This window comes from Rahnella ecdela (genome assembly GCF_019049625.1).
Taxonomy (GTDB): domain Bacteria; phylum Pseudomonadota; class Gammaproteobacteria; order Enterobacterales; family Enterobacteriaceae; genus Rahnella; species Rahnella ecdela.
In genome coordinates, this window is the sequence record NZ_JAFMOY010000132.1 from 260,278 (window position 1) to 283,031 (window position 22,754).

The 22,754-nt window shown below is 51.9% G+C and carries 26 protein-coding genes; 3 read left to right on the top strand and 23 right to left on the bottom strand.

The annotated features are described in order from the left end of the window. The first annotated feature begins 44 nt into the window (after window positions 1-44). On the top strand, window positions 45-659 hold the full coding sequence (locus J1784_RS21965) for a nucleotidyltransferase family protein (RefSeq protein WP_217150952.1): 615 nt from the start codon (window positions 45-47) through the stop codon (window positions 657-659). Next, on the top strand, window positions 646-1,629 hold the full coding sequence (locus J1784_RS21970) for an XdhC family protein (protein ID WP_217150953.1): 984 nt from the start codon (window positions 646-648) through the stop codon (window positions 1,627-1,629). The genes J1784_RS21965 and J1784_RS21970 overlap by 14 nt, the downstream gene beginning before the upstream one ends. 102 nt (window positions 1,630-1,731) lie before the next feature. Here J1784_RS21970 and J1784_RS21975 read toward each other — a convergent pair whose 3' ends face one another. From J1784_RS21975 to yceD, 22 genes are all read right to left on the bottom strand, one after another. Then, window positions 1,732-2,268 (bottom strand): glycine zipper 2TM domain-containing protein, encoded by a 537-nt coding sequence (locus J1784_RS21975; protein ID WP_217150954.1) that lies wholly within the window; start codon window positions 2,266-2,268, stop codon window positions 1,732-1,734. Window positions 2,269-2,611: 343 nt separating this feature from the next. Beyond that, window positions 2,612-3,916 (bottom strand): NAD(P)/FAD-dependent oxidoreductase, encoded by a 1,305-nt coding sequence (locus tag J1784_RS21980; RefSeq protein ID WP_217150955.1) that lies wholly within the window; start codon window positions 3,914-3,916, stop codon window positions 2,612-2,614. Between the two features lie 322 nt (window positions 3,917-4,238). Continuing rightward, entirely contained in the window at window positions 4,239-4,781 is a 543-nt protein-coding gene (gene ycfP / locus J1784_RS21985; protein ID WP_217150956.1) for an alpha/beta hydrolase YcfP, read from the bottom strand. 52 nt (window positions 4,782-4,833) lie between these two features. Continuing rightward, window positions 4,834-5,862 (bottom strand): beta-N-acetylhexosaminidase, encoded by a 1,029-nt coding sequence (gene nagZ, locus J1784_RS21990; RefSeq protein ID WP_217151155.1) that lies wholly within the window; start codon window positions 5,860-5,862, stop codon window positions 4,834-4,836. Window positions 5,863-5,908: 46 nt separating this feature from the next. After that, window positions 5,909-6,766, bottom strand: a complete 858-nt coding sequence (locus tag J1784_RS21995) for a phosphotransferase (protein WP_217151156.1) — start codon at window positions 6,764-6,766, stop codon at window positions 5,909-5,911. Beyond that, a complete protein-coding gene (gene lpoB / locus J1784_RS22000) occupies window positions 6,750-7,352 on the bottom strand; it encodes a penicillin-binding protein activator LpoB (RefSeq protein WP_217150957.1) in 603 nt (200 codons plus the stop codon). Before lpoB ends, J1784_RS21995 begins: the two co-directional genes overlap by 17 nt. Before the next feature lie 20 nt (window positions 7,353-7,372). Next, window positions 7,373-7,741, bottom strand: coding sequence for a YcfL family putative periplasmic lipoprotein (locus J1784_RS22005; protein ID WP_217150958.1), 369 nt, complete (start codon window positions 7,739-7,741; stop codon window positions 7,373-7,375). Window positions 7,742-7,749: 8 nt separating this feature from the next. Beyond that, complete coding sequence (gene hinT / locus J1784_RS22010) at window positions 7,750-8,103, bottom strand: purine nucleoside phosphoramidase (protein ID WP_120135087.1); 354 nt, start codon at window positions 8,101-8,103, stop codon at window positions 7,750-7,752. 200 nt (window positions 8,104-8,303) lie between these two features. Beyond that, window positions 8,304-9,737, bottom strand: coding sequence for a PTS glucose transporter subunit IIBC (gene ptsG / locus J1784_RS22015; RefSeq protein WP_217150959.1), 1,434 nt, complete (start codon window positions 9,735-9,737; stop codon window positions 8,304-8,306). A gap of 338 nt (window positions 9,738-10,075) precedes the next feature. Further along, window positions 10,076-10,870, bottom strand: a complete 795-nt coding sequence (locus tag J1784_RS22020) for a metal-dependent hydrolase (RefSeq protein ID WP_217150960.1) — start codon at window positions 10,868-10,870, stop codon at window positions 10,076-10,078. A gap of 29 nt (window positions 10,871-10,899) precedes the next feature. Next, the gene (gene holB / locus J1784_RS22025; RefSeq protein WP_217150961.1) at window positions 10,900-11,919 is read right to left on the bottom strand and encodes a DNA polymerase III subunit delta'; all 1,020 of its coding nucleotides are present in this window, start codon (window positions 11,917-11,919) and stop codon (window positions 10,900-10,902) included. Next, a complete protein-coding gene (gene tmk / locus J1784_RS22030) occupies window positions 11,916-12,563 on the bottom strand; it encodes a dTMP kinase (RefSeq protein ID WP_217150962.1) in 648 nt (215 codons plus the stop codon). Before tmk ends, holB begins: the two co-directional genes overlap by 4 nt. Beyond that, window positions 12,553-13,578, bottom strand: a complete 1,026-nt coding sequence (gene mltG, locus J1784_RS22035; RefSeq protein WP_217150963.1) for an endolytic transglycosylase MltG — start codon at window positions 13,576-13,578, stop codon at window positions 12,553-12,555. The genes tmk and mltG overlap by 11 nt, the downstream gene beginning before the upstream one ends. Before the next feature lie 15 nt (window positions 13,579-13,593). After that, entirely contained in the window at window positions 13,594-14,391 is a 798-nt protein-coding gene (pabC, locus tag J1784_RS22040) for an aminodeoxychorismate lyase (RefSeq protein WP_217150964.1), read from the bottom strand. A gap of 234 nt (window positions 14,392-14,625) precedes the next feature. Further along, on the bottom strand, window positions 14,626-15,867 hold the full coding sequence (fabF, locus tag J1784_RS22045; RefSeq protein ID WP_217150965.1) for a beta-ketoacyl-ACP synthase II: 1,242 nt from the start codon (window positions 15,865-15,867) through the stop codon (window positions 14,626-14,628). A 101-nt stretch (window positions 15,868-15,968) separates the two neighbouring features. Further along, window positions 15,969-16,205, bottom strand: a complete 237-nt coding sequence (gene acpP / locus J1784_RS22050; RefSeq protein WP_015690190.1) for an acyl carrier protein — start codon at window positions 16,203-16,205, stop codon at window positions 15,969-15,971. Window positions 16,206-16,358: 153 nt separating this feature from the next. Then, window positions 16,359-17,093, bottom strand: coding sequence for a 3-oxoacyl-ACP reductase FabG (gene fabG / locus J1784_RS22055; RefSeq protein WP_112291135.1), 735 nt, complete (start codon window positions 17,091-17,093; stop codon window positions 16,359-16,361). A 13-nt stretch (window positions 17,094-17,106) separates the two neighbouring features. Then, complete coding sequence (gene fabD, locus J1784_RS22060; RefSeq protein ID WP_217150966.1) at window positions 17,107-18,036, bottom strand: ACP S-malonyltransferase; 930 nt, start codon at window positions 18,034-18,036, stop codon at window positions 17,107-17,109. Window positions 18,037-18,054: 18 nt separating this feature from the next. Next, window positions 18,055-19,008: a beta-ketoacyl-ACP synthase III gene (locus J1784_RS22065; RefSeq protein WP_217150967.1), complete on the bottom strand. Its 954-nt coding sequence runs from the start codon at window positions 19,006-19,008 to the stop codon at window positions 18,055-18,057. A gap of 6 nt (window positions 19,009-19,014) precedes the next feature. Beyond that, window positions 19,015-20,049 (bottom strand): phosphate acyltransferase PlsX, encoded by a 1,035-nt coding sequence (gene plsX, locus J1784_RS22070; protein WP_217150968.1) that lies wholly within the window; start codon window positions 20,047-20,049, stop codon window positions 19,015-19,017. A gap of 48 nt (window positions 20,050-20,097) precedes the next feature. After that, window positions 20,098-20,265 carry a 50S ribosomal protein L32 gene (gene rpmF, locus J1784_RS22075; protein WP_013576249.1) on the bottom strand — a complete coding sequence of 56 codons (168 nt, stop codon included), beginning with the start codon at window positions 20,263-20,265 and terminating at the stop codon, window positions 20,098-20,100. A gap of 12 nt (window positions 20,266-20,277) precedes the next feature. Then, complete coding sequence (gene yceD / locus J1784_RS22080; protein ID WP_217150969.1) at window positions 20,278-20,802, bottom strand: 23S rRNA accumulation protein YceD; 525 nt, start codon at window positions 20,800-20,802, stop codon at window positions 20,278-20,280. 142 nt (window positions 20,803-20,944) lie between these two features. Between yceD and J1784_RS22085 the strand changes: the two genes are divergently transcribed. After that, window positions 20,945-21,547 (top strand): Maf family protein, encoded by a 603-nt coding sequence (locus J1784_RS22085; RefSeq protein WP_420803987.1) that lies wholly within the window; start codon window positions 20,945-20,947, stop codon window positions 21,545-21,547. 69 nt (window positions 21,548-21,616) lie between these two features. On the opposite strand, the gene rluC is transcribed toward J1784_RS22085, so the two are convergent. Beyond that, on the bottom strand, window positions 21,617-22,579 hold the full coding sequence (gene rluC / locus J1784_RS22090) for a 23S rRNA pseudouridine(955/2504/2580) synthase RluC (protein ID WP_217150970.1): 963 nt from the start codon (window positions 22,577-22,579) through the stop codon (window positions 21,617-21,619). Window positions 22,580-22,754: the final 175 nt, after the last annotated feature.

The following is a 22,754-nucleotide window of genomic DNA, read 5'->3' on the forward strand; positions in this document are numbered from 1 at the left end:
TCGCTTCTGTTGCGCAAACAATAATCAGAAGGGATAGACGTGATATGACCGGAATTATTCTTCTTGCTGCGGGGTCAGGAAACCGCTTTACTGCCGCCGGTGGTGAGGGAAACAAGCTCAATGCCGTTCTGAGTCAAACAGCAGAAAATCCTGCGACCATTTTTGAAACCACGCTGGGCCAGTTAATCGCCAGCGGTATGCCGGTTCATGTGGTGACCCGTCCGGAGAATGGCCAGGTTCAGGCCAGTTGCGCAAATAAAGAGGTGCCTTTTACTCTCGCCGAAAGCGCCGGAACCGGTGAGTCTATTGCTGCCGGAGTGCGCGCCACGCCGGAGTGGGACGGCTGGCTGATCCATCTGGCAGATATGCCCTTTGTTCCGGTAGAGGTTTTTACCGCGGTCGCCAGCGGCCTGCAGCAGGCGCAGATTGTCCGCCCTTACTGGCAACACGAGCCGGGCCATCCGGTCGGTTTCGCCCTGCCGATGAGAGAGAAACTTTTGCAGTTACGCGGTGATCATGGCGCGCGCGAGCTTTTACGCGAAAACGAAGTATTACGACTAAATTTAAATATTCCGGCAGTGATCGCAGATATCGATCTGCCGGAGCAACTCCGCAATCTCCCGCTTTTTCAAAACGGACAACGGCATGCAGCATCTTGATAATCAGGTTATTTCTCAGGCGATGGAATGGCTCGCGCACCAGCCGGTCTGGCTTTGTACGGTACTGACCACTTACGGGTCATCGCCGCGTGCGCCAGGCGCATTGATGGTGGCAAACGCAGATGGACATTTTTGCGGTTCGCTTTCCGGCGGTTGTGTTGAAGAAGATTTTCTGCACCGCATAGCCGCAGGTGAATATCAGCAAGCCAGCCAGATTGTTCGCTACGGAGAAGGCGGCCTGACGCCGAATATCGCCCTGCCGTGCGGCGGTTCGCTGGATGTCCTGATCGAGTATTTACCGGCAACAGCAGGCAATCTCGATTATCTGCAAAGAATGGGCATGGCGCTGGCGGGACATTACGCCCTGACCAAGTCACTCACCTTGCCTGCAGCCTGCGATCATCTGGAACTGACGAATTACCATAATGCCACCCAGGTGATGCGCAACGATGATTGCATCACGCTGCATCTGGCCGCTCCGCCGCGTCTGCTGATTGCCGGATTGTCGAGCGTCGCGTTGTATTGCGCAGATTTTGCCTGCGCACTGGGATTTGAAGTGGTGGTGTGTGAATGTCGCGAGGATGTGCTGGAAAACTTTCTGCCGTCGCTGAAAGCGGATATTCGCCTGGAAAAACAATTCCCGGCTAAATATCTTGAGGAGCAGAGCTGCCATGCGAATACCGCCATTGTCGCACTGACGCATGACCCGAGAATGGACGACCTGACGCTGATGGAAGCGGTGAATACTCCGGCATTTTATATCGGGGCGATGGGTTCACAGCGCAACAGCGCACGACGGCGTGAGCGTCTGCAAACTATCGCGGATTTCACACCAGAGGATTTTTCCCGCCTGCATGCGCCGGTAGGATTACCGATCGGCAGCAAAACCCCGGCTGAAATCGCACTGGCCGTCATGGCCGATATCGTTAAACATAAAAATGGCGTGAAACAGCTTGTCACGGCTGCCTGACCGCCAGGTTCTTAGCCTAAAATTTTCTTTGTATAAAAAGTTCTTTGCATAAAAAAAGCCTGAGGTTTTCGCCTCAGGCTTTTTTACAGACTTACCGGACGATTAGGTACGGGTAAGTTGCAGCTGACCGCTTTTATCCAGCGGGATTTGGGTGCCCGGATCGTGGTCCATACGAACTTTACCCTGCTGATCGCCTATTTTGTAGGTCACATCATAACCGAGCGTTTTGTCTTGTTTGTCGTACACGGTTTTACAGCGCTGCTGTTGAGTCGTGTAAGTATCGTTATCCTGCATGCTGCTTTGCACGCGGTTTCCCGCATAGCCGCCACCCAGCGCACCGGCAACTGTCGCGACGTCACGTCCGCGACCACCACCAAACTGGTGGCCCAGAACGCCCCCTGCTACCGCACCCAGTACGGAACCGGTGATCTGATGCTCATCCTGCACAGGACGGCGGTGAGTTACAGTGACGTTACGACATTCCTGACGCGGGGTTTTTGTGGTCTCTTTGATTGGCGTCGCGCTGACAACCTGCGCATACTGCGGGCCAGACGAAAAGACGTTCATGCTCGCAACGCCAGCAATGCCCAACGCCGCAGCCACACCAATACCGACCCCAGCTAACATTGACTTGTTCACAGGACTTCCTCCGAAAATGTTACCACGCAATTCACACCCTTAAGGGGCGTTCCTCAGCGGACAGCAACACATCTGAGGTCCGGCGTGCGTGAATCGCCGTCTGTAAACTTAATGTTAATAGTGCATACCAAAACGTAAGCAAACAATAAGACGAACTCTGTAAGTGAGGGAAAAGGCCTGTCTGAGGGGGTGTTTAGGAGCATTCTTAGCTGACAAAGTAATATTGGCGTGATCTTGTACTATCCGGGCATTTATTGCGCAAAAAACAAAAAAGCCTGTAATAAACAGGCTCTTAGGTATGAAACGATTCAGCTGACCTCAAAAAAAAGCCGCTGACCGAAAATCAGTGCAGTTTCAGACGCGGACGGATCACGCGGTTGATTCCGCCGACCAGCATCATCAGCCCGGTCTTAATGTAACCGTGCAACGCAATCTGGTGCATGCGGTACAGGGAAACATAAACCAGTCGCGCCAGACGCCCTTCGACCATCATAGAACCGCGCATCAGGTTACCCATCAGGCTGCCAACAGTACTGAAGCGTGAAAGGGAAACCAGTGAACCGTGGTCCTTATACACGTAAGGCTTCAGGCTCTGCCCTTTGCGCTGCGCCATGATGTTGGCGAAGCAGCGGGAGGCCATCTGGTGCGCGGACTGAGCACGCGGTGGCACAAAACCGCCGGACGGCTGCGGACAGGAAGCGCAGTCACCGATTGCATAGATGTTCGGGTCACGCGTGGTCTGCAAGGTCGGCTCAACCACCAGCTGATTAATGCGGTTGGTTTCCAGACCGGCGATTTCTTTCATAAAATCAGGCGCTTTAATGCCCGCAGCCCAGACCATCAGATCGGCATCAACGAATTCGCCAGATTTGGTGTTCAGACCGTTTTTATCCGCGCTGGTGACCATAGTTTGTGTCAGAACGCGCACGCCCAGTTTGGTCAGCTCATTGTGCGCCGCAGCAGAAATACGCGGCGGCAAAGCAGGCAGAATACGCTCACCGGCTTCCACCAGCGTGACGTTAAGCGCTTCGCTGTCCAGCCCTTCAAAACCGTAGCTGTGCAGCTGTTTCACCGCATTGTGCAGCTCGGCAGACAGCTCAACGCCCGTTGCACCACCGCCGACAATCGCGATGTTCACTTTTTTCTGCTTGTCTGAGCTTGCAGAGAATTTAAGGAACAGGTTCAGCATTTCATTATGGAAACGATGCGCCTGATGCGGGTTATCCAGGAAGATGCAGTTATCTTTCACACCCGGCGTGCCGAAGTCGTTAGAGGTACTGCCCAGCGCCATCACCAGCTGGTCGTAGGCAATATCACGTACCGGCACCAGCATTTCGCCGTTTTCGTCGCAAATTTCAGCCAGTTTAATGGTCTGATTTTCGCGATCAATATCGGTCAGTGAGCCAATCTGGAAAGTGAAACCGTGATTGCGGGCATGGGCCAGATAGCTCAGCGCATCCACGCCGTCGTCCAGGCTGCCGGTCGCCACTTCGTGCAACAGGGGTTTCCATAAATGGCTGTGGTTACGGTCGACCAGAATGATCTCCGCTTTTTTCTTGCGGCCAAGTTTATGGCCCAGGCTGGTTGCCAGTTCCAGACCGCCGGCGCCACCGCCGATAATCACAATTTTCTTCATTGGTGATGTCAAAATGACCCCCTCAAATGTGAACCAATTGTTATATAAGAGTAAAAATATTATCCTTATATTACATAGGGTTGCTTAAGTTAAATCGGTATCTGAGACGGAGGATATCACGCGTGGTGATTTGGTCATACCAAAATTGATATAGGTCAATTTAAATTCATTTGGCTAATTTCACTTAAGGAAATGGCGCGTATTTTGACTGCTTTAAATCAGCAGGTTATACAGGAAACAGGTGAAAAAATGATTTCCGGCAGCGAATACGGCCAATAAAAAACCACTGCTTGCGGGCAGTGGTTTCAGAGGGTTTCAGAAATAAAATGTTAAATCAGGCGATGTTTTTGAACGCTTTGATCCGCTGAAGATGGGTCGAGATATCCCTGAACTTATGGCTCTGATGTTCGTCCCATTCCACCGGATAATAATGATGCAGCTTCTCAGCGGTTATCTTGCTGTCGAGCACGCCGTCTTCGCGGGATAAAATTACCAGGCAACGGTCACGGTTTTTCTCTCGAAAATCACTGATGCATTTCGTGGCGATGTCTTCGTACTCTTCGGGACGGTCAATTTTTCCGGTCATGTTGTCCTGCGGCGATAAGTTCGGGTTGAACATCACCTGCCGGATACCGCACAGAAAACCGATACGCTCAGCCCAGAATCCGCCGAGCCCGACACCGCAAATCAGCACATTTTTGTCGGTGGTTTCATGCAGCACTTTATCGACTTCTTTCAGCAAATGTTGCATGTCGTGGCGCGGGTGCAGCGTGCTGTAGCTGATGAAACGGACGTCGGGATCAATAAACTGCAACTGCAACACTTTCTCATGGTTACCGGGACTGGTTGAATCGAAGCCATGCAAATAGATAATCATCGTTTACCTCATCCTGAATGTGCGTTGAAACCCTCACGCGGTCTGAAAAACGTTACCGGGCAGTCTCTTTATGTTCCTGCCAGCGGGCATCGAGCGCGGTCAGTTCACGGTTTGCCTCTTTCCAGCGACTCGAATTACGCAGGGCCTGACGGGCCTGTTTTCCACTGTACAGTCCGCGATGATACAACTGCGCAACACGTTCAGCTTTGACCGGAGACAGGTTATCCAGAACGCTTACTGCACCCTGACGGTTATTGCAGGCCAGGATCATATCGCAACCGGCATCCAGTGAAGCCTGAGCCCGTTCCGGGTAACTGCCCATAATCGCGGCACCTTCCATCGAAATATCATCGGAGAAAATGACGCCGTTGAAATCCAGTTCTTTGCGCAAAATTTCCTGTAACCAGTAAGGCGAACCGCTGGCCGGGCGCGGGTCAGCCTGCGTATAAATCACGTGCGCGGGCATGACGGCATCCAGCAATTTACGCTCATTAAGCTGGCGGAAGATTGCCATGTCGTGCTCGCGGATAACTGCCAGCGGGCGATCGTCACGCGGCGTTTCTTTATGGGAATCTGCGCTGACCGCGCCATGTCCCGGGAAATGCTTACCGGTGGTTTTCATCCCGGCAGCATGCATGCCGAGAATGAACTGCTCCGCCATATCCAGCGCTTGCTGTGGTTCGGCGTGGAATGAACGCTCGCCAATGGCAGCACTGATATGGCCGATATCAAGAACCGGTGCAAAACTGATGTCGATATCCATAGCAATCATTTCTGACGCCATCAGCCAGCCACCTTCCTGCGCCAGGCGCTTCGCTTCATGCGGCGCATTCAGGGCGGCAAAAGATTGCGCGGCAGGCAGACGGGTGAAACCTTCGCGAAAACGCTGCACGCGTCCGCCTTCCTGATCCACCGCCAGCACCAGCCGGTCGTGGGACGCGGCACGGATCTGGCGGATCAGTTCATGCAACTGATCGACATCATGATAATTTCGGGTGAATAAAATCAGTCCGCCCACCAGCGGGTGCTGCAAAATTTCACGTTCTTCGGCATCCAGCTCAAAGCCAACGACATCCAGCATTACAGGTCCCAACAAAATGGACGCTCCTTTTCTTTTCAGATGATTTTCACGGACGCAACGGGTGCGCCCATTCACTGTACTGACTCTCGCCGGTTTGCTGCCAGCGCACTTCAAACCACATCAGCATCAGGTAATCGACCCGGGGGATCCAGCGGTTTACCTGCTGCTGCAAAAGCGTTATGTCCTGATACCCGCCTGCATTGACGTATTCACGTATGAACAGGTTTTGCTGCTGCGCGCTCCAGCCATTGCCGCGAACAATCGCCGCCAGCTCAAGTGCAATATCCGCATTCGCCGCGTATTCCCAGTCAATCAGTCGCACGCCGTCCGGCGTATTGAGTACATTGCCTCCATGAATATCCATATGCACCAGCGCCAGTTTCAGCGGCGCAGGCGGCGTCTGCGATATCATCTTTTGATGTAACCGCAGCCAGCGCGGCGTCAGCCTGCGCCGGTCGATATGTTGCCAGTAAAGCGCAAACTGCTGCTGTAAATTCAGCCGGTAGCCTGAAGGCGGCAACTGATGCAGGTTGACCAGCGTCCGGCTCAGCGCCTGCCGTGTGGCAGGCGTCGCGAAGTCCTGCTCAGTCAGCGGCGTTCCGTCTATCCAGTCAACAATCAGCCACGGCGGCGAATAAAGTCTGACACACGGCCCTGATTTTTGCCGCGCGACATGCCGCAAAATCGCAGATTCACGTCGCCGGTTTGCGCCCGCAATCTGCTTATCAAAAGACTGATGTCGCGCCAGCAAATTTCCGGCAACCGAACTTATTTTCCAGCTTTCACCCGTCAGCCCTGCGACCGGTGATAAACGAAAACCGGCGGTATTCACCGCCGGATAATATTTTTCGATCAGTTGCTGTAGTTCGGATTGCAGAAGCTCAGCGTTAATTCTGGACAGCACCACGGCCTGACCAGACGATTTCGCCACTTGGTGCGGTAATCAGACGCATCGACATGGTCGGCGCTTTCACATCGCCGCTCACGGTGCTGTACAGCACGTACTGGGCTTTTACGATATTTGCCAGACCAATGGCTTTGCTAACCGAAGCCAGGCTGTCATCCGGCGATAATCCCAGTGATTGTTTCGCAGAAGAAACCTGTTCTGCCGGAACCACCTGGAAGGTCGTGTTGTTCGCCAGCGCATTACGCAGGGCGTCAGTCGCTTTGGCCATTTGCAGCGAGCCGTTGGTGCTGTTTTTCACACCATCTACCAGCAGAACGCTACCGGACTGGACACCGCCGGATTTGAGCATTTTTGCCAGCATCGGCTCAACGGTCGCCGTCCAGTCGATATTCGCGAATTTTGGCGGCTGCGGAACCGGCTGAACCTGTGGCTGCTCAGGCACTGGCGGATTGACCGGCGGCAGCGGCTGTTGCGGTTGCTGAGGTTGTTCTGGCTGCTGGGGCTGCGTCTGTTGCTGGTTTGGCAAAGTACAACCGCCAAGGATCAATGCGGCCATTGCCACAATGAGAAAATACTTTTTCATCAACCTTCTCCGTTCGGGAATTAGAGATAAAGGTACATGCGCACACTGTACGCATCGAGATTGCCATTGAGTGAACTGATCTCAATGCTGCTGTCGGCAGGCACGGTAACAGTCCGGGATTCGGCAACCGGTAATAAATCCAGTCCCTGCTTATCATACCAATAGAAACGGTAATGCAAGGTGACAGGATGTGGCTGGTTATTATTGAGTGTACTGGTGGCTTTTTTCTGCCCACCTGAATCAGACACTGATGGCGAACTCGGGATGATCCCGGCCGTCAGAACCGGAGATTCCATGACCACTCTTTGCTGATTATTGAGCGCAATACCGGGCTTGCTGCTACAGCCTGCCAACAAAATTACCGGCAATAATGCCATCAGGAAACGCATGTTTACCCTTACTGACGTGACAGCAACGGACCCAATGCACGGCCACCGACCAGATGCATATGGATGTGATAAACCTCCTGCCCGCCATCGCGGTTGCAGTTGACGATCAGACGGTAGCCGCTTTCGGCGATCCCTTCCTGCTCAGCAATTTTAGCGGCAACGGTCATCATCCGACCCAGCGCGGCTTCGTGCGTGGCATCAACGTCATTCATTGTCGGGATCAGGATATTCGGGATGATCAGAATGTGGCTTGGCGCCTGAGGAGAAATATCGCGAAATGCCGTCACCAGTTCGTCCTGGTAAACCACATCGGCGGGAATTTCACGGCGAATAATTTTGCTGAAAATTGTCTCTTCGGCCATCTTAACTGTCCTTAACAAAGTAAAAAGCGTTGTACGCAGTATGGGTTAGAATTTCCATTCCTTTCAACCTGATTACGCTTTTTGATGCTTAATTGACGCAGAAAGCGCCAGCCGCAGGCACCAGTAGCCGTTGTGCCAAATCACAGGTATAAAAAAAGGAGGCCGAAGCCTCCTTTCTCAGAACTCAACATTGCTCACCATTAATGGTTACGCATGTACTCGTCCATATCCGTTTTCAGGTTGTCAGACTTGGTACCGAAAATAGCCTGAACACCAGAACCTGCAACCACCACACCTGCCGCACCCAGTTTTTTCAAGCCAGCCTGATCAACTTTGGAGACGTCCGCTACGCTGACGCGCAGACGGGTAATACAGGCATCAAGGTTAGTGATGTTGTCTTTGCCGCCGAAAGCCTGAACCAGAGAAGCAGACATTTCAGAACCGCCCTGTGCTGTAGTTTCGCTGGTGGTTTCTTCGCGGCCAGGGGTTTTCAGATCCAGTTTCGCAATCAGGAAACGGAAGATGCTGTAGTAAACCACCGCGTAAACCGCACCAACGATTGGGAACAGCCAGATTTTGCTGCTGTTACCGCTCAGGACGATGAAGTCAATCAGACCGTGCGAGAAGCTGGTACCGTCACGCATACCCAGCAGGATACAGATTGGGAATGCCAGACCTGCCAGAAGCGCATGGATCACATACAGGATCGGCGCAACGAACATGAAGGAGAATTCGATTGGCTCGGTGATACCGGTCAGGAACGCAGTCAGTGCAGCGGAAATCATGATGCCGCCGACTTTTGCACGGTTCTCAGGTTTCGCTGAGTGCCAGATAGCGATAGCAGCGGCTGGCAGACCGTACATTTTGAACAGGAAGCCACCGGACAGTTTACCCGCAGTCGGGTCACCCGCCATATAACGTGGAATATCGCCGTGGAACACCTGGCCTGCAGAGTTTACGTACTCACCGATTTGCATCTGGAATGGAACGTTCCAGATGTGGTGCAGACCAAACGGAACCAGCGCACGTTCTACAACGCCGTAGATACCGAATGCCACAACCGGGTTCTGGTAAGCAGCCCATTGTGAGAAGGTCTGGATACCTGTACCGATTGGCGGCCAGATGAAGGACAGAACCACACCCAGGATAATCGCAGCCAGACCAGAGATGATTGGCACGAAACGTTTGCCCGCGAAGAAGCCCAGATATTCTGGCAACTTGATGCGGTAGAAACGGTTGAACATGTATGCCGCAATCGCACCGGAGATAATACCGCCCAGTACGCCGGTATCCGCCAGGTGCTTGGCTGCAATTTCTTCAGCAGGCAAGTGCAGAACCAGTGGTGCAACAACTGCCATGGTTTTCACCATGATGCCGTATGCCACAACGGACGCCAGTGCAGATACACCGTCGTTGTTGGTGAAGCCTAATGCCACACCGATAGCAAAGATCAGAGGCATGTTAGCGAAGACGGAACCACCGGCTTCGGCCATAACATGGGAAACGATCATTGGCAGCCAGCTAAAGTTTGCAGAACCGACACCAAGCAGGATACCTGCGATTGGCAGTACGGATACTGGCAGCATTAGCGATTTACCGACCTTTTGAAGGTTTGCAAACGCGTTCTTAAACATAATTGAGTGTGCTCCTGAGTAATGATGCTTTTTGATACTTCATGCGGTTTAGCCTGATAACTAACCGCTTTGCAAAGGATCGTACAGCCCTTTGCTGTCGGGTGTCTGAGCACCCCTTTTAATTTTTACGCAGGGTAAAATAATTCCCTTTGTTAATGTTTGATGGCAGTCACGTTTTTCTGAAAAATGCAGTGAGAGCGTTTAAAAAACCCACAATTTACAACATTAAATCCGAAATAAACGCCGTTGACCCCGTGAAAAACGGGGCCACAATACCTCATTCCGGTGATTAATTACGAGGCGAAAAATAAATCCAGCGTATATGACTAAGCCTAAGGCTAGATCAGGGAGGAAGTGTCGATGTGAAATAATCGTGAAAAGTTTGCAGTCGTCGCTTCGGCCAGCTGTTCAACACTCACGCCTTTGAGCACGGCCATGTAATCGGCAACGTCGCGGACATAAGCAGGCTGATTCTCTTTACCACGATGCGGCACCGGCGCCAGATACGGCGAGTCGGTTTCCACCAGTAAACGATCCAGCGGGACATAACGGGCCACTTCGCGTAAAGCTTCTGCGTTACGGAACGTCACAATACCGGAGAAAGAAATATAGAAACCCAGATCCAGAAGGAATTTGGCCGTCGGCAGATCCTCGGTAAAGCAATGCAGAACGCCGCCGCACTCCCCTGAGTTTTCTTCTTTGAGAATATCCAACGTATCCTGGCGGGCATCACGGGTATGGACGATCACCGGTTTGTTCAGCTCACGGCCAATGCGGATGTGCTCGCGGAATGAATCCTGTTGCAGTTTCAGCTGATGAGCTTCTTTCTGATAAAAATAATCCAGACCGGTTTCACCCATCGCCACCACTTTCGGACTGGCGGCAAGCTCACGAAGCTCAGCAAAATCATAGCCATCGTCGATATTCAGCGGATGCACGCCACAGGAAAATGCCACGTCAGGACGGTCGCCAATCAGCTGGGTCATCGCCCGATAACCGGGCAAGGTGGTCGCCACCGCCAGCATAAATTTCACGTCACGTTCACGGGCTTTTTCCAGCACATTATCCACGCCGGAATGCAGCTCATCGTAATCAAGGCTGTCGAGATGACAGTGGGAATCGACTAAAAACATAGTAGTTAACTCATAACAAATAAGGGGGTTCAGCGGGAAAGCGCGGAACTAAAAATCGACGCAGAAACGTTGCCCTGAAGCATCTGTTCCCACTCAAGGAGTTGTTCGGTCAGCAGTAATTCACGGTTAACACCGACGATTGAAAGCAGCTGCTGGCGGCAATGCATCCAGGCGCTCACCGATTGCTGCAAAGACACACCGGACTGCGCACCGGCAAGCAGCGCAATTAACGGCTGCTGATCGTGATTGATGATGAACTGACCTGCATTCTGCTGCCATTTAATCGCATCGAGCAGCAACGTCGCCAGCCAGTACAAGCGTTCCGCTGCGTCATCATGATTAAGCTGCGGCAACAGGGAAAGCATATCCTGTTGCTGACACTGAGCGTACAGCTGCTGGCATAGCGTTACTCGCTGCTTCCAGCGTTCCGGCTGCAAGAGTTCGGCAGCTGATAACGGCGCACCGCTGGTGAGGCGTAATGCAGTTTTAATCGAGACAGGATCGGCGCTGAGCTGACGATTGCTCCACTGCACGGCCAACGCTTCTTCCGGCACCGGCAGATGCCAGTAAAAACAGCGGCTGCGGATCGTTGCCAGTAAAGCCGAAGGCTCCCGGCATCCCAGCAGAAAATAAGTGCCCGACGGAGGTTCTTCCAGCGTTTTCAGCAACGCATTCGCCGCGGCTTCGGTCAGTAATTCCGTTTGCGGGATCCAGACCACTTTCGAACCGCCCTGCTGGGAATAGTTGTAGAGCGTTTCTATGAGCTGACGCACCGGATCAATGCCCAGCGAGTTTTTGCCCTTTTCAGGTTGCAGGATATGCCAGTCGGGATGGTTTCCGGCAATCATCAGCTGGCAGCTGTGACACGTCCCGCAGCTCTTTTCGCCGTCTTTGTGCTGGCATAACAGCCAGCGGCTCAGACCATATACCAGCGCCTCATCTCCGATCCCCGAGGCTGCATGCATCAGCACCGCATGATGACCGCGGCCTGTCAGATATTGCACTGTCAGCTGGCGGTAAGGGCCGCTGAGCCACGGATACCAGTTCATGAATGCTCCCGGGTTGCCTGCTCGTCAAACCAATTTTTCAGCGTCAGTTCGATGGATGCTTTTACCTGTTCAAGGGTCTGGGAGGCATCAATGGTTTTGATGCGGGAGTCTTCGGCGGCAAGCTCCAGATAACGGGCACGCGTGCGTTCAAAGAAAGGCAACGCTTCCTGTTCGATACGATCCAGTTCACCACGCGCACGGGCACGTTGCAGGCCTATAGCCGGAGGTAAATCCAGATACAGCGTCAGATCCGGGCGGAAATCGCCCAAAACGGTATCACGCAAAGAGGTCATCAGTTTGGCATCAATCCCGCGTCCGCCGCCCTGATAGGCTTGCGAGGAGAGATCGTGCCGGTCGCCCACAACCCACGCGCCACGGGCCAGAGCGGGTAAAATCACCGTCTCAACCAGCTGGACACGGGCGGCGTAGAGCATCAGCACTTCGGCTTTGACCGTCGGTTTTTCGCCATCGACGCCGCGTTTAAATAAATCGCGCAGTTTCTCCGCCAGCGGTGTACCACCAGGCTCACGGGTAAACACAATTTCTTCCACACCATGCAGGCGTAACGCATCTACCACCACGTTATGAGCGGTGGTTTTCCCCGCCCCTTCGAGGCCTTCAATGACAATGAAGTTACTTTTCATTCTTATTCTTAAGAGCCTCTATATACACACGAACCGCCTTGTTGTGGTTCTCAAGGTTAGTGCTGAAAGTATGCCCGCCTTTGCCGTCAGCGACAAAATAAAGATACGGCGTTTTTGCGGGATGTGCCGCAGCCTGAAGTGATGCTTCGCTCGGCATCGCAATCGGCGACGGCGGCAGGCCGGTTATCACATAAGTATTGTAAGGCGTCGGCGTTTCCAAATCTTTCTTCGTGATATTGCCGGTGTAATTTTCGCCCATACCGTAAATGACGGTCGGGTCAGTTTGCAGGCGCATACCAATACGCAGACGGTTGATAAATACCGACGCCACTTCCGGGCGCTCATCTTTCACAGCGGTTTCTTTTTCGATAATCGACGCCATGGTGACCATATCTGCAGGCGTTTTATATGGCAGCGAATCCGCACGACCTTGCCAGATATCGGCAACGGTTTTTTCCATCCGTACGTGAGCGCGTTTGAACAGAGATAAATCCGTCATGCCTGCGGTGTAATGGTAAGTGTCAGGATACAACCAGCCTTCGACATTTTTGGTATCCGTCATGCCCAGCGCGGCCGCAATCTCCTCACCGCTTTTCCCGCTGAGTTCATGCTTGAGATATTCTGATTTATCCAGAACCTTCATCCAGTCGCTGAGCTTAAAACCCTCGACAAAACGAATGCTGAACTGGGCTTCTTTACCGCTTTTGAGCAGTTCCAGCATCTGGCGAACCGTCATGCCTTTTTCCAGTCGATAGGTTCCGGCTTTAAACTCACTCAGTTCGGGTTCTAAACGTAATAACCACGGGAACCACGGATTAGGCTTCATCAGCTTTTTGTCGATAAGCAGGGTTTCCAGCACCACGCGGCCGGTACCGGCAGGCAGGGTAAAGATTGTTTCACTGCTGACATTGATCGGGCGGTCCGCAAACTGTTTTACTTTCTGGTAGGCAAACGTCGCCAGCCCTGCAAGGATCAGGACAATCAGGGCGAAGATTTTGGTCTTTTTGTTTGTCATTGTTTATTCACTTTTTTAACAGCTCTGGAGCAGGAAATCGTACAACTCCCGGGATGAATACTTCTCCCCGCTGGCCTGGGCCACGGGTAAAACTGGCATCAGCGCATTACAAATCAGCACCTCGTCGGCATCCGACAAAGCCTTTACAGGCTCGCTGACAATATGCAACGTCCACGGGGACGTATTTTCAATCAGCCGGATAATGTGCCGGCGCATAACGCCATCCACACCCGACTGCGATAAATCCGGTGTGAAGATATGATTCCCCTTACGCCAGAATAAATTAGCCGCACAGCATTCCACCAGGCAACCGGAGGTGTCAACCACGAGTGCCTCGTGGGCGTCCGTCTGGTCAAGATGCAGGCGGATCATCACCTGCTCAAGGCGGTTAAGGTGTTTTATACCCGCCAGCAGCGGATTTTTACTCAAGTTCACCGGACTCAGGGTGAGTTTCACGCCGTGTTTACGTAACGCGTGATAATGCGCCGGATAAGCGGATACAGAAACAATGCGCGTCGGTTCAGAGCATCCCGCAGCGCTGTAACCGCGTCCGCCCTGCCCGCGCGTAATAACCGCTTTAACGACTGCTTCTTCCTGCTGCCCGGCTGCATGAACCATCTCACGCTCTAAAGCTGCCCAGTCCACGCCATCGATACACAAGACAGACGCTGCCCGCCGCATCCGCGCAATGTGTTCTGAAAGAAGCTGAATTTCAGCGCGCAACACCCTGGCCGTAGTGAAGCAACCGTCACCAAATTGCACAGACCGGTCTGCCGCTGGCAACGTTGTCGCCGCCGCACCGTTAATCCACATGGCTACTTTCTCCTGACTGCAGGGTTAGGGTTTCTCCGACAGCAGAGACTGCGTGAGCAGGCTTCTTGCAGCAAGTGGAGCATTCTTACTTTAGCGTACTGGCATGGCGACATAGCAGGAAGACTCATTCCGTTGAACTGCCGTTTGATTCTGTTTCACCGTATTACCATCGCTTTTATTCAGACAGCAAAAAGGCCCGATTAACGGGCCTTTCTCAATATGACACTGGCACAATCACATCTTGCGAAATACCAGGGAACCGTTGGTTCCACCAAATCCGAAAGAGTTACACAGTGAATATTGCATGTCTTTCACCTGACGCGCTTCGTGCGGCACAAAGTCCAGATCACAACCTTCATCCGGGTTATCCAGATTCAGGGTCGGCGGAACGGCCTGATCACGCAATGCCAGTAAAGTGAAGATTGATTCCACGGCACCCGCCGCGCCTAACAAGTGGCCGGTCATAGACTTGGTTGAACTGACCAGCACTTTGTGTGCATCCGCACCAAAGACAGATTTAACCGCCTGCGCTTCGGCTTTATCACCCGCCGGAGTTGAAGTCCCGTGCGCGTTGATGTAACCAATTTGCGACGCAGAAATACCTGCATCACGCAGAGCATTTTCCATCGCCAGCGCGGCACCTGCACCATTTTCCGGTGGAGACGTCATATGGAAGGCATCACTGCTCATACCAAAGCCGACGATTTCAGCATAAATTTTTGCACCGCGTTTGCGGGCATGTTCGTACTCCTCAAGCACCATAATCCCGGCACCATCACCCAGTACGAAACCATCACGATCTTTATCCCAAGGACGGCTTGCCGCCTGCGGGTTATCATTGCGCGTGGATAACGCGCGTGCTGCACCGAAACCACCGACACCCAAAGGCGTACTGGCTTTTTCTGCACCGCCAGCCAGCATCACGTCAGCATCGTTATAAGCGATAATACGCGCGGCATGACCAATATTATGCACACCTGAAGTACAGGCCGTGGCAATAGAAATACTCGGGCCACGCAACCCGAACATGATGCTCAGATGACCGGCAATCATGTTAACGATGGTTGATGGAACGAAAAAAGGACTAATTTTGCGAGGTCCGCCGTTAACCAATGACGTATGGTTTTCTTCAATCAGACCAAGTCCACCGATGCCAGAACCGATCGCCGCACCAATGCGTGTCGCGTTCTCAGCAGTTACTTCAAGCCCGGAGTCTTGCATCGCCTGAATACCGGCAGTAATACCATACTGAATAAAGGCATCCATCTTGCGGGCATCTTTGCGCGGGATGAAGTCTTCACAGTTAAAATCTTTTACTAAGCCAGCAAAACGCGTTGCATAGGCACTAGTATCAAAATGGTCGATCAGGCTGATGCCACTCTGACCGGCAAGAAGAGCGTTCCAAGTGGACTCTACAGTATTGCCGACAGGAGACAGCATGCCCAGTCCAGTCACTACAACTCGACGCTTAGACACGTGTGTCCTCCAGGGAGGGAAAAAAGTAGTAATACCGTGGGATATAAAAAACTTAGGCGGTCAAATGACCGCCTAACTATCTAAACTTAAAGCATGTACGCTTACTGTTGGCTAGCGTTGATAAAATCAATTGCTGCCTGAACAGTAGTGATTTTTTCAGCTTCTTCGTCAGGGATCTCGGTATCAAACTCTTCTTCCAGAGCCATAACCAGCTCAACGGTGTCGAGAGAATCAGCGCCAAGGTCGTCTACGAAAGATGCAGCATTCACTACTTCTTCCTGTTTAACACCCAGCTGTTCAACGATGATTTTCTTAACGCGTTCTTCGATAGTGCTCATACTCTTAAATTTCCTATCAAAACTCGCTTTCGCGATGGTTTTCGTAGTGTATAAAATGTTGAAAAAGATGCAACTAAATCCAGGCTGGTCAAACCACGAATTTGCTCTATTTTGCGGTTTTTACCGCAAATAACGCAAATAATTTCGTAATTTTTAAATCATATACATGCCGCCATTGACATGTAATGTTTCACCCGTGATATAGCCGGCCTCGTCAGAGGCTAAAAAAGCAACGGCGCTGGCAATTTCTTTGGCATCGCCCAACCGGTTGGCTGGAACTGATGACAAAATGCCTGCGCGTTGATCATCTGTCAACGCCCTTGTCATATCCGTCTCAATAAAGCCGGGAGCGACGACGTTGACAGTAATGCCACGTGAAGCGACTTCACGTGCCAAAGACTTACTAAAACCAATCAAGCCAGCTTTAGCCGCCGCGTAGTTCGCCTGCCCTGCGTTACCCATGGTGCCAACAACGGAACCAATTGTAATAATCCGTCCACACCGTTTCTTCATCATAGCCCGCATGACAGCTTTTGACAGCCGAAACACTGAAGTAAGATTCGTATCCAGGATATCCTGCCACTCATCATCCTTCATTCGCATGAGAAGGTTATCACGGGTAATGCCGGCATTATTAACTAAAATATCAATTTCGCCAAATTCAGCTCGAATAGTCGCCAATACTTGCTCAATAGATGCAGAATCAACCACATTGAGCATAATACCTTTGCCATTTTCGCCTAAATATTCGCTGATCGCTTCAGCACCTTTCTCGCTGGTTGCTGTGCCGATCACTTTCGCGCCGCCTGCTACCAGTTTCTCTGCAATAGCGCGGCCGATACCACGACTAGCACCAGTAACAAGTGCAATTTTGCCTTCGAAGGTCATACTCATCCTCTTATTACTGCTCTAACGCCGCTGCCAGGCTTGCCGTGTCATTCACAGCGGCCGCCGTCAGGGTATCAACAATACGTTTAGTCAGACCGGTCAGCACTTTACCCGGCCCCACTTCTAAAAGCTGCTCAACGCCCTGTGCTGCCATAAACTCGACAGACTCCGTCCAGCGCACCGGGCTGTATAGCTGGCGTACCAGCGCACTGCGGATGGCTTCAGGGGACGTTTCGATTTTCACATCAACATTGTTCACTACAGAATACTGTGGTGCGCTGAATGTGACGTTTTCCAGTGCGACAGCCAGTTTATCCGCAGCAGGCTTCATCAGCGCACAATGCGATGGCACACTGACAGGCAACGGCAGAGCACGTTTTGCACCCGCTTCTTTACAAGCAGCACCGGCACGTTCCACCGCTTCTTTGTTACCCGCGATCACAACCTGACCTGGCGAGTTAAAGTTAACCGGAGAAACAACCTGTCCCTGAGCAGATTCTTCACAAGCTTTAGCAATCGCGTCGTTATCCAGACCGATAATTGCGTACATCGCGCCAGTACCTGCCGGAACCGCTTCCTGCATCAGTTTGCCGCGCAGTTCAACCAGGGAAATCGCCTGTTTGAAATCCAGTACGCCAGAACAAACCAGAGCAGAATATTCGCCCAGACTGTGGCCAGCCATGAGAACAGGCTGAGTGCCATTCTGCTGCTGCCATACGCGCCAGATAGCGACGGAAGCGGCCAGCAATGCAGGTTGCGTCTGCCAGGTTTTATTCAGTTCTTCAGCAGGCCCCTGTTGCACCAGCTGCCACAAATCATATCCCAGCGCCGAAGAAGCTTCGGCAAATGTTTCTTCAATCACCGGATGAGCAGCGGCTAAATCTGCCAGCATACCGAGCGTCTGAGAACCCTGACCAGGGAAAACAACTGCAATTTTTGTCATTTTTATCTTCCTGTTAAATCAAAAACGTACCAGCGCCGAGCCCCAGGTAAAGCCACCGCCAAATGCTTCGAGCAACACTAATTGCCCGCGCTGAATTCTGCCGTCACGCACTGCTTCGTCAAATGCTGCTGGCACAGAAGCCGCAGAGGTATTGCCATGACGATCGAGCGTAACCACCACTTTATCCATTTCCATTCCTAACTTTTTCGCTGTCGCACTGATAATGCGCAGGTTCGCCTGATGAGGAACCAGCCAGTCAAGTGCAGAACGGTCAAGATTATTCGCAGTCAGGGTTTCATCAACAATGTGCGCCAGTTCAGTTACAGCGACTTTGAAGACTTCATTCCCGGCCATGGTGACATACGCCGGTTTTTCCGGTTCTGACTGACTTGGATAAGCCAACGTCAGCAAGTTGCCGTAATGACCATCGGCATGCATATGCGTAGAAATGATACCCTGCTCTTCGGATGCGCCCAGCAAGACTGCGCCCGCGCCATCACCAAAAAGAATAACGGTGCCACGATCTTCAGGATCGAGTTTACGCGACAGCACATCAGAACCGATCACCAGTGCATATTTCACGGCACCGTTTTTGATGTACTGATCGGCTACGCTCAGTGCATAGGTAAAGCCGGCACAAGCCGCGGCCAGATCGAACGCTGCGGAATCCTTGATGCCCAGCATATTCTGCACCTGGCAGGCTGAACTCGGGAATGCATGTGAAGATGAGGTTGTTGCAACAATGATCAAACCCACGTCGCTTGCGCTGACGCCGGCCATTTCGAGTGCTTTTTCTGCAGCGTGCAGGCCCATTGTGGCCACAGTCTCATCCGGTGCAGCGATACGACGTTCACGAATACCTGTGCGGGTGACAATCCACTCGTCGGAGGTATCCACCATTTTTTCTAAGTCGGCATTAGTCCGAACTTGCACGGGCAAATAGCTCCCCGTACCGAGAATTTTTGTATACATGTACGATCAGTCACTCTTGGGTAATACAGCTTCAAGGCGCGCGGCAATCCGCTGAGGGACCTGCCGCTGCACCGCCTGCACAGCCTGTTCGATAGCGACAGCAAACGCACGCTGGTTTGCTCCGCCGTGGCTTTTAATAACGATGCCCCGTAATCCTAACAAACATGCGCCATTATACTGGTCGGGGTTGAGGTGGCTAAAACGCTTTAGCAACTTCTTCTGGACTATCCGTCCCAACCATTTCAACCACCAGGCCTTCTTGCCACCCTCACCGGAGGATTTTAACAGTGACAAAAACATCCTAATTACGCCTTCCATGGTCTTGAGCGTAACATTTCCAACGAAGCCGTCACACACCATCACATCTGTCTTACCGGTCAGAAGGTCATTGCCTTCAAGATAGCCGATATAGTTGATTAATGCGGTATTTTTTAAAATAGCTGCGGCTTCGCGGATATTATCCAGCCCTTTGCTTTCTTCTTCGCCGATGTTGAGCAGGGCAACGCGGGGGTTTGTAATCCCCACCACCTGCTCGGCCATTACTGCACCCATCACGGCAAACTGGACCAGCATCGTGCTGTCACACTCAACGTTCGCCCCCAGATCCAGCACCACAGTTTTACTGCGTTGCTGATTGGGCAGCACGCTCATTAGCGCCGGGCGTTCAATGCCATCCAGTGGCTTGACCACCATTTTGGCTAATCCCATCAGAGCACCGGTATTTCCGGCACTGACACACGCCTGTGCATCTCCGCTTTTGATCAGTTCCAACGCCACACGCATTGAGCTTCCTTTACTGGCACGTATAGCTTGCGATGCGCGCATGTCGCTGGCTATAACTGATTCAGCAGGAATTATCCGAATTCGTTCTTTTATAGAAGGATCGGCTTTGGCTAAGAAAGGTGTGATTGCGTCGGGATCGCCGACCAGAAGAAGATCTAATTCAGAATTAGAGATCAGTGCCTGCAATGAAGCAGGCACTGTGACGGAAGGACCGAAATCTCCGCCCATTACATCTAACGCGATGGTTAGACGAGTCAAGGTATCGCCTTGCCAGCACTTATCACGTGAATAAGTTGCAGGCAATTATCAGCCGATTACCTTGCGACCGCGGTAGAAACCGTCGGCAGTGATGTGGTGACGCAGGTGAGTTTCACCAGAAGTCTTGTCCACAGACAGAGTGGAAGTGGTCAGAGCGTCATGTGAACGACGCATGCCACGTTTAGAACGGGTTGGTTTATTCTGTTGTACGGCCATGGACCTTACTCCTTAAGTACTTTTCTTTAAACTCGCTAATACGGCAAATGGATTAGGTTTCTCCGCCTCTTCAGGCAGTTTGCCAAATACCATGTCCGCGTCGGACACTTCACAGTGTTCAGATTCATGTACCGGAACGACAGGCAGTGAAAGAATAATTTCGTCTTCAATCATCGCCAGCAAATCGACTTCGCCAAAATCATCGACTTCGATCGGCTCGTACGCTTCCGGTAATGCCTCAGCCTGTTCATCATTCTGGACAGGGCTAAAACAATATGTTGTGTGAACCTGATGTTCAAACGTCTTACCGCATCTCTGGCATTCCAGAGTTACAGCAACATCTGATTGGCCGGTAATCACAGCCAGGCGCTGATTGTCGATATCAAACGACAATGAGGTTTGTATATCAGAATCCACACTGACCACTGATTGGGCAACACGCGTAACCTGATCTGCAGTATAGACACCTGTATAGTCTAAACGCTTCTGGGCAGTGCGGACCGCATCAAGGGTCAGGGGTAATTTTACTTTTTGCATAGGGCGCGCATATTAACTTTGTAACGACATAGAGTCAAAGAAAAAGGCCTCAAAACCGCACCTTTCACCAATATTCGCTTCCGCAGCGGCCGACAGTTTAAAATGTGTGATTCAATAACGCTACGCTTTGTGAAAAAAAATTATGATTATGTCTTCACCACAATTACTTTTAGCCTCGACCTCGGTCTACCGTAAAGCGTTGCTGGAGAAAACCGGCCTGACGTTTACCTGTGCATCCCCCAATATTGATGAAACTCCGGCATCCGGTGAGAGCCCGACAGAACTGGTGAAACGCCTGGCACAATCCAAAGCCAGCGCACTCGCCACTGCCCATCCGCATCATCTGATTATAGGTTCCGACCAGGTCTGCGTAATTGATGGGAGGATAACCGGGAAGCCGCACACTTTCGATAATGCGTTCAGACAACTTCAGGCAGCCAGTGGCAAAACCGTAACTTTTTATACAGGCCTGAGCCTTTATAATAGCGAGACCTCACAAGCAAAGACGATTTGCGAAACCTTCGACGTGACTTTCAGGCCATTAACGGCTGAAGAAATTTCAGGTTATCTGCATCGCGAAGAGCCGTATGACTGCGCCGGCAGCTTTAAATGCGAAGGACTGGGGATCACACTTTTCGACAGTCTGACGGGACGCGACCCGAATACGCTGATTGGCCTGCCTCTTATTGCCCTGCTCGCATTACTGCGCGAACACGGCATCAACCCTTTACTTGAGACTCAATGAGACTCAATAATTTTCAGACATAAAAAAGGCGCAACCTGTGCGCCTTTTTATGACTCATACTCTGATTTCTTAGCGGGCAGTGGATTTTCCGCGCAAAATTTTCAGGCAGTTACGCAGTTTGGCATCCATCGGAGCCTCAATGCGCATCGTTTCACCGGTGGCGGGATGTTCAAAACGCAGCGCAGCCGCATGCAGGAAAAGACGGTTCAGCCCCGTTCCTGACAGTTTTGCATCAAAATCGCGCTCACCATAACGATCGTCAAAAGCAATCGGATGACCGGCGTGCAGCGCGTGCACACGGATCTGGTGCGTTCTGCCGGTCACCGGACTGGCTTTGACCAGCGTCGCAAATTCATACCGTTCTTCAATTTTAAAGCGCGTTTCAGAAGGCTTGCCTTCCGCATTTACCCTGACCACACGTTCACCGCTTTGCAGAATATTTTTCAGCAACGGAGCCTGCACCACTTTGCAATGCGAAGGCCATTCGCCGCGCACCAGAGCCAAGTAATCCTTCTGCATGCTTTTAACACGCAGTTGCTCATGCAGGGATCGCAGGGCAGACCGCTTCTTGGCGACCAGCAGAACACCGGAAGTATCGCGGTCCAGACGGTGAACCAGCTCAAGGAATCGCGCTTCCGGACGTAAAGCCCGCAGACCTTCAATCACGCCAAAGCTCAGCCCGCTGCCACCATGAACGGCAGTCCCGGACGGTTTATTGAGGATCAGCAGGTGATCGTCTTCATATAAGATGCAATTGGCTAAAGCAGCAACTTTATCCAGTTTCGCGGAAACCGGCGCTTCATCGCGCTCAGCCACGCGAACCGGCGGCACGCGCACTTCATCCCCGGCAAGTAATTTGTATTCAGGCTTAATTCTTTTCTTATTAACCCGCACCTCTCCTTTACGCACGATGCGATAGATCATGCTCTTCGGCACGCCCTTCAGGATTTTAAGTAAGAAGTTGTCGATGCGCTGACCGGCTTCGTCTTCAGAGATGGGGATTAATTGTACAGTTGGATTCTCAGTTTTCATGGCTCGCGATTCTAAATATCCGGCACGGTTCGCGCCACTGATTTTTATGTGCTTAACTCTTACTTTACCAGTAACAGCCGAGGAAAACCCTTCTATACCCCCTGTTTTTACAGAATGCTTATGTTCAGACAATGCGGCGCATCTCTCATTGAGGTAAATATCTTACCCGCATGGG